Genomic DNA, 12,405 nt, shown 5'->3' with positions numbered 1-12,405 from the left:
CGGTTTCCCCCTTCAGACCAGGTACGACGACAAGCCGCGCCGCAGGTACCGCCCGTGTCCCTTCCGCCCATGGTAGTTGCCATCGGCCACGATCACCGCGCCGCGCGAGATCACTGTGTCGACATGTCCCCTCACCTCGAACCCCTCGTACGCCGAGTGGTCCATGTTCATGTGGTGCGTCTCGGCGCTGATCCGGGTCGTCCCGTTCGGGTCGTAGACGACCACGTCACCGTCCGCGCCGGGCTGGATCACGCCCTTCTGCGGGTACAGCCCGAACATCCGGGCCGGCGTGGTCGCGATCGTCTCCACCCAGCGCTCCAGCGACAGCTGCCCGTCGACGACACCCTGGTAGACCAGATCGACCCGGTGCTCGACCCCGCCGATCCCGTTCGGGATCTTGGAGAAGTCGCCGCGGCCGAGCTCCTTCTGGTCCTTCATGCAGAACGGGCAGTGGTCGGTCGACACGATCGCGAGATCGTTGCTCCGCAGCCCTTTCCACAGGTCGCGCGCGTGCGACTCGTGCTTGCTGCGCAACGGCGTCGAGCAGACCCACTTCGCGCCCTCGAAGCCAGGCGCGCCGAGCTGGTCCTCCAGCGTCAGGTACAGGTACTGCGGGCAGGTCTCGGCGAACACGTTGCGGCCGTTGTCCCGCGCCGCGGCGACGGCCTCGAGCGCACCGCTGGCCGAGAGGTGGACGATGTAGAGCGGGCAGTCCTCGGCGACCTCGGCGAGCGCGATCGCGCGACTCGTTGCCTCGGTCTCCAACGCCGGCGGCCGGGTGATGCCGTGGTAGATCGGGTCGGTCTCGCCGCGCGCCAGCGCCTGCTGGACGAGTACGTCGATCGCGATCCCGTTCTCGGCGTGCATCATCACCATCGCGCCGTTCGCGCGGGCGCTCTGCATCGCGCGCAGGATCTGGCCGTCGTCGGAGTAGAAGACGCCGGGGTAGGCCATGAACAGCTTGAAGCTGGTGATCCCCTCGTCGGCGACGAGCTGGTCCATCGCCTTCAGGGCGTCGTTGTCGACGCCGCCGAGGATCATGTGGAACGCGTAGTCGATGTGGCAGTTGCCCTCGGCCTTGGTGTGCCAGGCCGCGAGCCCGTCCTGGACCACCTCGCCGGTGCGCTGGACGGCGAAGTCGATGATCGTGGTCGTCCCGCCCCAGGCGGCCGCGCGGGTCCCGGTGTCGAAGGTGTCGCTGGCCGCCGTACCGCCGAACGGCAGCTCCATGTGCGTGTGCGCGTCGATCCCGCCCGGGATCACGTACTTGCCCGCGGCATCGATCACCTCGTCGGCGGTGACCTGGCTGCTGTGCTCGGGGTCGAAGAGCGCGACGATCTTCTCCCCCTCGATCAGCACGTCCGCCGGGTGCGCCCCGGTCGGCCCGACAACGGTCCCACCCTTGACCAGCAACGACATCTGTGGCGCTCCTTCGTTACGGCTTGGTCAGGTCTCCGTAGGCGTCCGGCCGGCGATCGCGGTAGAACTGCCAGCGATCCCTGACGGTGTCGAGCAGACTCAGATCGAGATCCCTGACGATCAACTCGGCGTTCTGGTCGTCCCCGACCTCACCGACGAACTTGCCCTCGGGATCGACGAAGTACGACGTCCCGTAGAAGTCGTTGTCCCCGTACTCCTCGACGCCGACCCGGTTGATCGCCCCGATGAAGTACTCATTGGCCACCGCGGACGCCGGCTGCTCCAGCTTCCACAAGTACGACGACAGCCCGCGTGACGTCGCCGACGGATTGAACACGATCTTCGCCCCCGCCAGCCCCAGCGCCCGCCATCCCTCCGGGAAGTGCCGGTCGTAGCAGATGTAAACCCCGATCCGCCCTACCGCGGTATCAAACACCGGGTACCCGAGGTTCCCCGGCCGGAAGTAGAACTTCTCCCAGAACCCCTTCACCTGCGGAATGTGAGTCTTCCGGTACTTCCCCAGATACTTGCCGTCAGCATCGATCACAGCAGCCGTGTTGTACAGCACCCCCGCCTGCTCCTGCTCGTACATGGGAAGCACCATCACCATGCCCAGCTCAGCAGCGAGCGCCTGGAACCTCTCGGTGGTCGGCCCCGGCACGCTCTCGGCGTACTCGTAGAACTCAGGATCCTGAACCTGACAAAAATAAGGCCCGTAGAACAGCTCCTGAAAACAGATCACCTTCGCCCCTTGGGCGGCCGCCTCCCGCGCATACCCCTCATGCGCCTTGACCATCGACTCCTGGTCCCCGGTCCAGTTGGCCTGCACCAACGCCGCCCGCACGATCTCCGCCATCGCGAACCTCCCGCTAGCCGAGCACCCATGCTCCGCCCGATCACTACCCGGAGTCAACGAATCGCGTCCAACGCGCCGCCCGGGTCAACCCAGCTGCCCCCTCAGGTCAGCCATCCCGATCAAGAAGTCCGCGAAGTCAGGCCACGACCTGTACACGCCAGAAGACCCCTCCATATACATCGAGACTCCTGGCTCCCGCACGTCGTCGAACCACACGAACTGATACCCCTGATGCATGTTCACCACCAGCGAGCGCTCTCCGAGCACCACCTCGCGCTCGTCCCACTCGGCCAGCAGCTCCTCAGCCCGGCCCTTCAGCTCCAGCACCACCGGGTAGAAGACGTCCGAACCGACAAGGAAGTCCCCTGCTCCCCGCCCGATCTTCCGTAAGAAGTACTCGTACTCCGCCGGCAACCCCGGCACCCCTTGCGCCGCCGCACTTCCTCGACCTCAGCCGCCGAGCACCCCCGAGCCCGACGCCGCCCGTACTTCGAAGCCACCGCAGCCACAACCTGCTCGATCTGCGTCAACTCACCCTCCTTCGGCGGCACATCCTTCCACCGGGGCTGACGATCATGCGTCAGTGATGGTCTCGAGCTCAAGAGCGACCAGACGCCCCAGAGCTTCCTCGATGCCGACTCCGAGGCGGCTCGCTTCCACCGGATCCGCCCATCACCCCACGTCGGCCGCGTCTCGCTCGACAACCTCCACGTCCTCGTATCCCGCCGGCTTCCTCGGCAGTCCCCGCGGCAGCGCCGGCGCCAGAGCGCGCCAGACGGCTTCGAGCGCCCTCTCGTCGAACTCGCGCGGGTCCCGTGTTGCCTTCAGCAGGACGTTCCCTCCCGGGAGCACCTCGATGTCCGCGAAGGCGCCAGTCGCCTCGAGCGCCGCCGCGCCACCAAGCTTCTCCAGAAGCGGCGGAGAGCAGACCGTCACCCACCCGTACCCCCGCAGCCACTCCGCGCTCTCCCTCCGCGACGCCAACGCACCACGCGTGGCGACATCCAGCGCCGTCAGAATCCCCGGATTCCCGTCGAGCCCGACGTACGCGAACGGCACCTCCGAGTGTCCGGCGGCTAGCTGGGCGAGCTCGCAGACGCCGGCCGCGAGTGCATCCGCTGCCTGGTCGCCCCGGCCAGGCAGAAAGAAGGCGTCCAGCTGTGAGTAGTCTTCCAGCCCGCCCAGTGCTCGGTAGGAGGACGCCTCGAACCTCCGGCCTGCCGGGCCCTTGCCACTGAGCGAAACGTCCCACTCGCCACCCGGCAACAGGGCGAGCGCGTCGATCCACCTCTTCTCGTCGTACCGTCGAGACGTGAACCCCGACCCGTCGGTCCGCCCTGTCGTGATCATCCCGTCGGTGACCTGAATCCCCAGGACCTCGACCGCGACCTGGATCACGCCCTCCAGCCAGCTCTTCACCATCCTGCCTACTGCCGCGGCGTCCGACGCCTTGACATCGACCGCCGCAAACAGGGACCCCGCTTCACGCATCAACAGCCTCCTCGCGCTGCGCCCAGCACCGCCCACCCAGCCTCACCGTTCGACGACCTTCGTGTCAGGCCGCCGTAATCGTCACCAACTCACGGGCCACCAGCCGCCCCAATGCTTCCTCGACGTCGACCCCGACGCGACACGTGTACTTGTCGTACGAGCCATAGAAGGCCCCGTCCTGCCCGAGGTACACGACAAGGTGGTCAGCCAACGCCGCTCCGATCGGCGCAACGTACGTGCCGAACTCGACCGAGTACTGCGCCACCCGCTCCGGATAGACCATCCGGAGCGCTTCAACCGGATCCACCCAGAACAGGTCTCCGTCGGTTGCCCGAACGACGAACTCCAGCCCACCGAACGACTCCAGAAACCGTTCGAGCCCCGGCCATACGGCGTACCCATCAGCGGTAAGCGCACTGACAGCAGCCGCGATGTCGGCCATCCGGGCAGGCTCCCAGCCGCTCGCAGTCAGCAACTGCGCGCCGGCTCGGCGATGATCACTCACTTCGCCCACGACCTTGCCCTCACCCTGTGCTCAGCGTTTCCACGTCGCCGGTGACCAGGCGTCCGACGGCATCCTCGAGAGCTGCGCCGATCCAGCAGGTGTAGCGATCGTAGGAGCCGTAGAAGTGGCCGTTCCGGCCGAAGTACACGGTCAGATGGTCGCTCATGGCCAGGCCGATCGGTGCAAGCTCGGTGCCGAACTCCCGCGCGTACTCCTCCACCCGCTCGAACGTCACCATGTCCAGGCCCTCGCTCGGGTCGATCACCAGGCGCTCTCCCTCGGCCGTCGGAATCACCAGCCCGCCGGCCGAGGCCAGCAGTGACTCCAGCGCAGGCCAGGGGCGGTATCCGTCCTCAGTCAGCGCACCGAGGTAAGCGTCGGTGTCGACTGCCCGCTCCGGGGCCCATCCCGCCGACGCCAAGGCGGCGGCGCCCAGCTGGTTGTAGTCGGGGGCCGCCGTCATGTGGAGCAGTCTGTCAGCTGTCGACGGCGCCCAGGAGTTCGATCAGGGCTGAGTGGACGGCTTCGGGGAGGTCGACCGCGGTGAGTTCGGCGATTCGTTCGGCGGTGGGGCGGTTGGTGGTGATGATCTCCCAGGCTTCGAGCTTTTCGGGGTTGCCGGATTGGGCTTGTTCGAGGAGCTCCTGGATGGCTTCGGACTGGTCTCTTCCGACTGGCAGGTCGCCTTCGACGTGTACGACGGCCTGCTCGGCGGAGCGGGCACTGAAGGTGACGCTCCAGCGGCCGTGGGTGCCGGTCACGTCGACAGGGGTGCCGTTGACGGTGACGGGGCCGGTGGGGAGCTTGGCGAGGAAGGTGATGGTCCACTCGCGTACGGCGGGGACGACCTCGGGGCGGCCGGTGACAGCGTCGATCTGGAAATCGCCGGTCGACGGATCCCAGCGGAGCGGCGTACGGGCTGCAGGTCCCCCGTCGGGGCCGACGGCCCGGTCGTCCTCGTCGTCTTCCGCGAGGACGAACTCCCCCGCAGCCGACGGCGCGACCAGCACCTCGAAGGACGCCGGGTTCCGGGTCGCGTCGAGGTCGTTGGCGAGCGGCAGGATGCCGCCCTCGCGCAGCAGGACCGGGATGGACGACGTCGAACGGTGCAGCTCGACGGCGCGGTCGCCGCGGTAGACCGTGCCGGTGAAGATGTCGGTCCACACCCCGGCGGGCAACCACGCGCGCACGCGCCCGCGCAGGGACGAGGGGCTGCGCGGCTCGGTGATCGGCGCGACGATCAACTCGGACCCGAACGAGTACTGATTCGGTACGCCGTACGCCTCAGAACGCCGCGGCTCCAGGTGGTACATCGGCCGCACCAGCGGCGTACCAGAGGCCGCCCGGTGGTTCATCGTGTGCAAGTACGGCACCAGCCGGTGCCGGAACCGCAGCGCCTCCCCCATCGCGTCGCGGTGCTCGGCGGGGAACGCCCAAGGCTCCTTGCGGATGAACGGGTTGTTCGCGGAGTGCAGCCGCGAGATCGGCGAGAACACCCCGAACTGCACCCAGCGCGTCGCCAGTTCGTCGTCGCGGACGCCGCGGGTGTGGCCGCCGATGTCGTGGCTCCACCAGCAGTACCCGATGTTGGCGGCCGTCGCCGTGAATTCCGGCTGGAACGCCAGCGACGCCCACGACACGACCGCGTCACCCGAGAACCCCACGGCGTACCGGTGACTGCCAGGACCGGCGTACCGCGAGAAGGTCATCCCCGGCCCCCCGTCGCGCGCTGCGTCGAGGTGGTGGAAGTGGTTCAGCAGCCACAACGGGTCGACCCCGACCGCGTTCGAGCTGGAACCCTGCTGCCAGTCGATCCACCAGAAGTCGACGCCGTCGGCCTCGAGCGGGTGATGCAGTTGCGCGAAGTACGCCCGCAGAAACTCCGGGTCCGTCGGATCGAACGGAATCGCCGCGCCGGTCTCCGGATCCACCCCGACCGCCCGCGCGACCTCCGGATAAGCGTCCTCGAAAGCCCGTACGCCGTCCGCCGGATGCAGGTTGAGCGTGGTCCGCAACCCGCGGTCATGCAACGCTTTCAAGAAAGCCGGCGGATCCGGGAACAGCGAGCGCTCCCACGAGTACCCCGTCCAGCCGTTGCCGTACTCCGGCGGCACGGAATCGACGCGATGCCAGTCCATGTCGATCACCGCGACCGAGAACGGAAGCTCCTCGTCCCGGAACCGGTCCATCAGGCCGAGATAGGAGTCGGACGTGTACGGGTGATACCGGCTCCACCAGTTGCCGAGAGCCCACCGCGGCAGCCGCGTCGGCGCACCCGAGACCGCGTAGAACGCGTCGATCGCGGCCGGATAGTCCCGCCCGTAGGCGAACACGTACAGATCACGCCGACCCGGCTCGCGAGTGCCGATCCACCCGTCGTCCTCGAACAGGAACGACACCGAGTCGTCCAGTACGGCGACGCCGCCCGCCGCCACGACTCCCGGTCCGAGCTCGGCGCGGCCGTCGACGTCGTCCAGCGTCCGCGTCGTACCGCCGAGATCCCTGGCCGGTTCGCCGTAGCGCCAGCGTCCGCTGTCGCGTCCAAGGCACTCGACGAGCAGCCCGTGGGTCGAGAACTGCTCGCCGTCGTACCGCAACCGCGCCCGCTCGGTGGTGATGACGACCCCCCGCTCGTTGCGCTCGACGGTGAAGTCGACGGGCGCGAGATCACGCCGTACGGCGAACGTCGAGACCCGGTCCTCGAACGCGCCGTCGTCGGACCACTCGATCCGGAACAGCCCGGCGTCGAGCACGGTGACCCGCCAGTGGTCGCCGGTCACCACGCGGTCGGTCTGCGCTCTCGGCGATGCCTCGGGCAACGGCCTGACAACGGGAAGGTCGGTCACGGTTCTCCTCTAGCTCTTGACGGCGCCCTGGGTGACGCCGCTGATCACCCAGCGCTGGGCGAACAGGTACACGATGATCGTCGGTGCCATCGTCATCAGGTAGGAGGCGAAGGCAACGTTGTAGTCGGTGCCGAAGTCGCTCTGGAAGATGTTCTGGACCACCGGCAGCGTCTGCAGCTTCGGGTTCGCGGTGATCAGCGACGGCAGCATGAAGTCGTTCCAGGAGGCGAGGAACGCGAAGATGCCGACCGTGGCGTTCATCGGGCCGAGCAGCGGCAGCACGATCCGCCGGAAGATCTGCCACGTGGAGGCACCGTCCATCCGCGCGCTCTCCTCGAGCTCGGGCGGGACCGTGCGCAGGTACGCCGTGTAGAGCAGCACGCTGAACGACAGCTGGAACATCGCGTGCAGGATGCCGACACCGACCGGGTTGTCGAGCCCGGTCAGCGCGGTCAGCTTGATCTGCGGCAGCGCCACCACCGGGAACGGCAGGAACATTGCCGCGAGCAAATAGATGAACGACCAGCGGAAGAACCGGCGCGACCAGTTCTTGGAGATCGCGTACGCCGCCAGCGAGCTGAGCAGCAACGTGAGCACGACCGTGATCGCCGCCACCGCGATCGAGACACCGAACGCGACCGGGAACTTCGTGAGCCTCCACGCCTCGGCGAAGCTCTCCGGGTTGAACGGTTTCGGCAGCGCGAACGCGTTGCCGTCGACCGACTGGCCGCTGGTCTTGAACGCCATCGACAGCGTCACGTACAGCGGCGCGAGCACGGTCAGCGACGCCAGCGCGAGCACGATGGTGACGGGCCAGTTCGTACGACGGCGCCGGCGCGGTGCGGTCTGCAAGGTCGTCACAGGCGGACCATCCTTCCTCGCGTGGCGACCAGCTGGACCGCCGAGATGAGCACGGTCAGGATGAAGAAGATGGTGGCGTTCGTCATCTGGTAGGCGTAGTCGCCGCCGGTGAAGCCACCGAAGATCGTGATCGCGACGCTGCGGGTCGCCGTACCGGGGCCGCCGCCGGTGAGGCCGACGATCACGTCGTACGCACCGAGGTAGCCCTTCACGCCGAGGATCGTGTTGATCACGATGAATCCGCTGATCAGCGGGACGGTGATCGACCGGAACTGGCGCCACGCGCCGGCGCCGTCGATCGCGCTGGCCTCGTACAGGTCGCCCGGGATCGCTGTCAGGCCGCCGATGTAGACCAGCATCGCGCCGGGGATGGTCTGCCAGGCGGAGACGATGACGATCGACAACCAGGCGAGGTCCGGGTCGCCGAGGATGCTCTGCTCGAGCGGCGCGAACCCGGCCGACGTAGCCAGGGCCGGAAGCGTGTTCGAGAACAGGAAGCTGAACACGTACGCGACGACGATGCCGGACAGGACCATCGGCAGCACGAACACGCTGCGGAGCGTGGTGGCAGCCCGGATCTTGCTCGACAGGCCGACCGCCAGGCCGAGTGCGATCACCTGGGCGATGACAACGGTGACCGCGGCGAAGCCGATCGTGAAGGTGTACGACTCGAGGATCGCGGGGTCGTCGAACAGCGCCTGGTAGTTGCGCAGGCCGAGGAACGACCAGTCGCCGACGCCGATGTAGTCGGTGAAGCTGTAGAAGATGCCGACCAGCGCCGGCCCGACGACGAACGCGGTGAACAGCACGAGCGTCGGGACGAGGAACAGGTAGTAGATCGGCTCGACCCGGCGCGGGCGCCGCTTCCCGACGGCGGGGTGCGCCTCGGTCGTCATCGTTCTGCCTTTCGGATCGACTGCGGTCTGGGCGGTCGGCGCGGTCACGTGGTCGCTCCCCGCCGGGCCAGGCGGCGCCAGTCGGCGTCGAGGTCCTTGAGCAGCCCGTCGAAGTTGCCGCTGCTGATCGCCGACTGCAAGTAGTTGCCGAGCGGGACCGAGGCCGGGATGAAGGTGCCCGCGCCCTGGTAGAACGCCCCGCGGTCGACGTACGTCTGCAGGCCCGCGAGTCGCTGATCGCGCTGAGGCGGGGCGTCCTTCGTGGTCGCGTACGCGAGGTTGTCCTGGTTGTAGGCGTTGATGATCTCCGGCCGCATCAGGAATTCGACGAGGTCGCCGGCCGCCTTGACGTCCGCCGAACGCTGCGGGATGTAGAGGCCGAGGTCGACGTTCACCCGGGCCTTGCGGTCCTTCGGGTCCTCGCTGACCGGGAGCGCGAAGGTCCCGAGATCGAGCTTGGGATCGACCAGCGCGATCTGGCCGATCGCCCACGGGCCCTGCAGGTACATGGCCGCCTGCCCCTTGCCGAAGGCAAGGTTCCCGTCCTCGTACGAGCGGACGGCGTGGTCGGGGTTGAAGAAGGTCGAGATCGTCTTCGCCCGCTCCATCGCCACGGCGAACGTCTTCTGGAACGACACCTCGGAGTCGGGCCCGACGTCGGGGCCGATCGCATTCATCTTCGCGAAGAAGTCCGCGGTGTCGACCAGGCTGCCGACCGAGTAGTCGAAGAGCCCTTGCCAGATGGTCCAGGTCGTCCGGCCGGTCGCGTAGACCGGTACGACGCCGGCCCGCTTCAGCTCGGTGCACACGGCAACGAACTCGCTCCAGGTCGTTGGCACCGGCAACTTGTGGTCCGCGAAGATCTTCCGGTTGTAGATCACACCGGCCGCGGCGAGCGAGTACGGCAGCACCGCCGTACGGCCCGGGTACGTCGCGTACTGGTCGGTCAGCCCACCGATGTCGGTCCGAACCCGCTGCGCCGACGGCAGGTGCGACAGATCGCTCAACTGCCCCCGCTTGATGTAGCGCGCGAGCTCGAGATTGTCGTTGAAGCACCCGACGTCGGCCGGCTCGTTCCGCACGAACTGCGGGGCGATCGACGAGGTCGTGTCGTGCACGACGGTCACACCCGCGTGTTCCGCCTCGAAGGCCCGCAGCAGCTTGTCGAAGTAGGCGATCACTTCCTGCTTCTGCTCGAAGAACCGCAAGGTACGCCCCGGCGGGCCCGCGGAACACGAGACGCCGAGCGCACTCGCAGCCGCAATCCCCCCAACACGCAGGAGAAACGACCGCCGTCCGAGTGTCGCAGCCTGCCGGACGTCAGAACCCACGTGCCCATCTCCCCAGAGTCAAGATGCATTGGCGCCTGAAGTTTACAACGATGGAAAACCAGGTCAAGACAAACCCCCGAGTGTCTCGACATTCGGAGGCGCTACCGGGGTTCGAGTACGGCGTTCTTCAGCTCAGGAGGTGATCGTGCGGCTCGGGGCTGGGAGGACTCGGCCGCCTACTGTGGTCCAGCCGCCGGAGAGGTTGGTGGTGAGGAGTTGGGAGCCGGCGCCTTGGGTGATGTGGAGTGAGCGGCCCAGGCGTGCGGTGAGTTGGGTGGCGGCCGAGCCGGTGGCCTCGTCTTCGGCGACGCCCATGGCGGGAGCGAAGACTCTCGCGCGGATGCGGCCTTGGGGTTCGTCTTCCCAGGCCCAGAGGTAGGTGTGACCTGCTGAGTACGACGCGGGACTGGCGGCGAGGACCTCGGTGGCGGTGCCGAGCTGGCGCCAGTCGAAGGTGCTGCCCCAGGAGGAGTTCGCCCTTACGGCGGTGATGCCGTTGCTGCGGATGACGGGGACCTCGCCGGCCGGCACCCGCAGTACGTCGACGTGTTGGCCCTGGGCGTGCAACCACCAGGCAACGCCGACGGTCGGATGCCCGGCGAACGGCATCTCGCCGGTCGGGCTGAAGATCTGGATCAGTCCGGTCGCTGGATCATCGACGAAGACGGTCTCGCTGTACCCGAGCCGAGCAGCCGTCCGCTGCCGCTCCTCCACCGGAACCAGCGCCCCGTCAACGATCCCCAGCAGATTGCCGAAGGCACCCGAGGGGTCCACAAAAACCCGTACGACGTGAACGTCCACGGTGGTCATCGGTTCAGCTCACGGTCTCGCACCGAAGGCATCGCGCGCTCGCCGCCCTGCGTCGGGGCGCGGCACTTCGCCGTACGGGGAAGTCCTCGGTCAGAGGACGAGGATCGCGGCGACGACGGCGATCAGGACCACGACGGCCCCGACGACGGCCAGCATGCGGCCGTTCATCTTCGGCTCTTCGGCGGGCTGGACCTCGCCCTCGCTGACGAAGGCGCGGAACATCTGGGTGCTCGCGCCCGGGTCCTGCTCGTTCTCGGTGGCGTGGTTCGTGTTCTGGTCGGCCATGGCCTCGACCTTACCGGCGGCGCCGGATCGTCAGCACACCGCAATCGCCGATCTGACCCGACTCTTACCGTCCGTACACGCAGCGTCGACGCTCGGCTGATCGACGGCCACGGACCGCGCATGTACCATTTGGTACATGCGCTTCGATCACTCCACCACCGTCAACGCCCCCGCCGAACGCGTCTGGGCGGTCTTCAGCGACGTCACCCACTGGCCCGACTGGACCCCGACCGTCGACTCCGTCGAGCGGCTCGACGAGGGCGCCCTGCGCGTCGGCGCCCGCACCCGGATCCGCCAGCCCAAGCTCCCGGTCGCCGTCTGGGAGGTGACCGAACTGAAGGACGGCGAGTACTTCGAGTGGGTCTCCCGAGCCCCCGGCATCAAGACCACCGGCGGCCACCGTGTCGTCAGTACGCCGGAAGGCACGGTCGCGACGGCGACGATCATCCAGGAGGGCCCGCTCGGCTGGCTGTTCGGCCGCCTCTACGCCAAGCTGACCAGGAGCTACATCCAGCTCGAAACCGAGAACCTGAAGAGAGTCAGCGAGGCGTGAGCCGGGAGTCCCTGCTGACCGAGGCCGTTGAGCACTTCGCGAAGAACGGGATCGGCGACGCCAGCCTGCGAGCGATCGCGGCGTCGATCGGTACGAGTCACCGAATGCTGATCTACCACTTCGGTTCGCGCGAGGGCCTGCTGGCCGAGGTCGTCCGCACGGTCGAGCAGCAGCAGCGCGACCTGCTGGCGGAGCTCGAGGATCTCCCGCTGGAGCAGCAAGCCGAGCAGTTCTGGCGCCGCGTCACCGAGGCAGCGCTGATCTACGAGCCGTTGTTCTTCGAGCTCTCCGCCCACGCGATGCAGGACCTCCCCCACACCGAGGCCCTGAAGGCCGACCTGATCAACGTCTGGCTCCCGCCGCTGGTACGGCTCTGCGTGAAGGCCGGAATTCCCGAAGCCCAAGCACCGGCGTACGCCCGCCTCGGCCTGGCCGCCTCCCGCGGCCTGCTCTTCGACCTGTTGCTCACCGGCGACCGCACCGGCGTCGACGAGGCCTCCGCCCTCCTCAACCGCCTCTTCACTCCGCCGGAACTCCGGTGACCGCCGTCTT

Annotated in this window: 14 protein-coding genes; 2 read left to right on the top strand and 12 right to left on the bottom strand. The window is 67.7% G+C overall.

What is annotated here, in order from left to right:
• Positions 1 to 12: 12 nt before the first annotated feature.
• The 12 genes from hydA to ACYVIO_RS15545 form a co-directional block, all read right to left on the bottom strand.
• On the bottom strand, positions 13 to 1,419 hold the full coding sequence (gene hydA / locus ACYVIO_RS15600) for a dihydropyrimidinase (RefSeq protein ID WP_460651472.1): 1,407 nt from the start codon (positions 1,417 to 1,419) through the stop codon (positions 13 to 15).
• 16 nt (positions 1,420 to 1,435) lie between these two features.
• The gene (locus ACYVIO_RS15595; protein WP_460651471.1) at positions 1,436 to 2,275 is read right to left on the bottom strand and encodes a nitrilase-related carbon-nitrogen hydrolase; all 840 of its coding nucleotides are present in this window, start codon (positions 2,273 to 2,275) and stop codon (positions 1,436 to 1,438) included.
• A gap of 84 nt (positions 2,276 to 2,359) precedes the next feature.
• Positions 2,360 to 2,689, bottom strand: a complete 330-nt coding sequence (locus ACYVIO_RS15590; protein ID WP_460651470.1) for a hypothetical protein — start codon at positions 2,687 to 2,689, stop codon at positions 2,360 to 2,362.
• A 258-nt stretch (positions 2,690 to 2,947) separates the two neighbouring features.
• The gene (locus tag ACYVIO_RS15585; RefSeq protein WP_460651469.1) at positions 2,948 to 3,766 is read right to left on the bottom strand and encodes a hypothetical protein; all 819 of its coding nucleotides are present in this window, start codon (positions 3,764 to 3,766) and stop codon (positions 2,948 to 2,950) included.
• Between the two features lie 64 nt (positions 3,767 to 3,830).
• A complete protein-coding gene (locus ACYVIO_RS15580) occupies positions 3,831 to 4,271 on the bottom strand; it encodes an SUKH-3 domain-containing protein (protein ID WP_460651468.1) in 441 nt (146 codons plus the stop codon).
• Positions 4,272 to 4,290: 19 nt separating this feature from the next.
• Positions 4,291 to 4,734 (bottom strand): SUKH-3 domain-containing protein, encoded by a 444-nt coding sequence (locus tag ACYVIO_RS15575; RefSeq protein WP_460651467.1) that lies wholly within the window; start codon positions 4,732 to 4,734, stop codon positions 4,291 to 4,293.
• A 13-nt stretch (positions 4,735 to 4,747) separates the two neighbouring features.
• Positions 4,748 to 7,117, bottom strand: a complete 2,370-nt coding sequence (locus tag ACYVIO_RS15570) for a glycoside hydrolase family 31 protein (RefSeq protein WP_460651466.1) — start codon at positions 7,115 to 7,117, stop codon at positions 4,748 to 4,750.
• A gap of 9 nt (positions 7,118 to 7,126) precedes the next feature.
• Positions 7,127 to 7,978 (bottom strand): carbohydrate ABC transporter permease, encoded by an 852-nt coding sequence (locus ACYVIO_RS15565; protein ID WP_460651465.1) that lies wholly within the window; start codon positions 7,976 to 7,978, stop codon positions 7,127 to 7,129.
• Positions 7,975 to 8,874, bottom strand: a complete 900-nt coding sequence (locus tag ACYVIO_RS15560; RefSeq protein WP_460651464.1) for a carbohydrate ABC transporter permease — start codon at positions 8,872 to 8,874, stop codon at positions 7,975 to 7,977. Before ACYVIO_RS15560 ends, ACYVIO_RS15565 begins: the two co-directional genes overlap by 4 nt.
• Positions 8,875 to 8,918: 44 nt before the next feature.
• Entirely contained in the window at positions 8,919 to 10,082 is a 1,164-nt protein-coding gene (locus ACYVIO_RS15555; RefSeq protein WP_460651463.1) for an ABC transporter substrate-binding protein, read from the bottom strand.
• A 255-nt stretch (positions 10,083 to 10,337) separates the two neighbouring features.
• Positions 10,338 to 11,015 (bottom strand): PhzF family phenazine biosynthesis protein, encoded by a 678-nt coding sequence (locus ACYVIO_RS15550; protein ID WP_460651462.1) that lies wholly within the window; start codon positions 11,013 to 11,015, stop codon positions 10,338 to 10,340.
• Positions 11,016 to 11,105: 90 nt separating this feature from the next.
• On the bottom strand, positions 11,106 to 11,300 hold the full coding sequence (locus tag ACYVIO_RS15545; protein ID WP_184804307.1) for a hypothetical protein: 195 nt from the start codon (positions 11,298 to 11,300) through the stop codon (positions 11,106 to 11,108).
• Positions 11,301 to 11,436: 136 nt separating this feature from the next.
• Here ACYVIO_RS15545 and ACYVIO_RS15540 point away from each other — a divergent pair, with 136 nt between their 5' ends.
• Both ACYVIO_RS15540 and ACYVIO_RS15535 read left to right on the top strand, forming a co-directional pair.
• On the top strand, positions 11,437 to 11,853 hold the full coding sequence (locus tag ACYVIO_RS15540) for an SRPBCC family protein (RefSeq protein ID WP_460651461.1): 417 nt from the start codon (positions 11,437 to 11,439) through the stop codon (positions 11,851 to 11,853).
• Positions 11,850 to 12,395, top strand: a complete 546-nt coding sequence (locus tag ACYVIO_RS15535; RefSeq protein WP_460651460.1) for a TetR/AcrR family transcriptional regulator — start codon at positions 11,850 to 11,852, stop codon at positions 12,393 to 12,395. The genes ACYVIO_RS15540 and ACYVIO_RS15535 overlap by 4 nt, the downstream gene beginning before the upstream one ends.
• Positions 12,396 to 12,405 lie beyond the last annotated feature (10 nt).

Source organism: Kribbella endophytica (genome assembly GCF_054781295.1).
This window is presented reverse-complemented; position numbering and strand designations above follow the sequence as displayed.

Bases quoted from the DNA above. Each gene is read 5' to 3' on its own strand.
- ACYVIO_RS15585 (WP_460651469.1), bottom strand. From the start codon at position 3,766: ATGCGTGAAGCGGGGTCCCTGTTTGCGGCGGTCGATGTCAAGGCGTCG.
- ACYVIO_RS15545 (WP_184804307.1), bottom strand. From the start codon at position 11,300: ATGGCCGACCAGAACACGAACCACGCCACCGAGAACGAGCAGGACCCG.
- ACYVIO_RS15560 (WP_460651464.1), bottom strand. From the start codon at position 8,874: ATGACGACCGAGGCGCACCCCGCCGTCGGGAAGCGGCGCCCGCGCCGG.
- ACYVIO_RS15575 (WP_460651467.1), bottom strand. From the start codon at position 4,734: ATGACGGCGGCCCCCGACTACAACCAGCTGGGCGCCGCCGCCTTGGCG.
- hydA (WP_460651472.1), bottom strand. From the start codon at position 1,419: ATGTCGTTGCTGGTCAAGGGTGGGACCGTTGTCGGGCCGACCGGGGCG.
- ACYVIO_RS15540 (WP_460651461.1), top strand. From the start codon at position 11,437: ATGCGCTTCGATCACTCCACCACCGTCAACGCCCCCGCCGAACGCGTC.
- ACYVIO_RS15595 (WP_460651471.1), bottom strand. From the start codon at position 2,275: ATGGCGGAGATCGTGCGGGCGGCGTTGGTGCAGGCCAACTGGACCGGG.
- ACYVIO_RS15550 (WP_460651462.1), bottom strand. From the start codon at position 11,015: ATGACCACCGTGGACGTTCACGTCGTACGGGTTTTTGTGGACCCCTCG.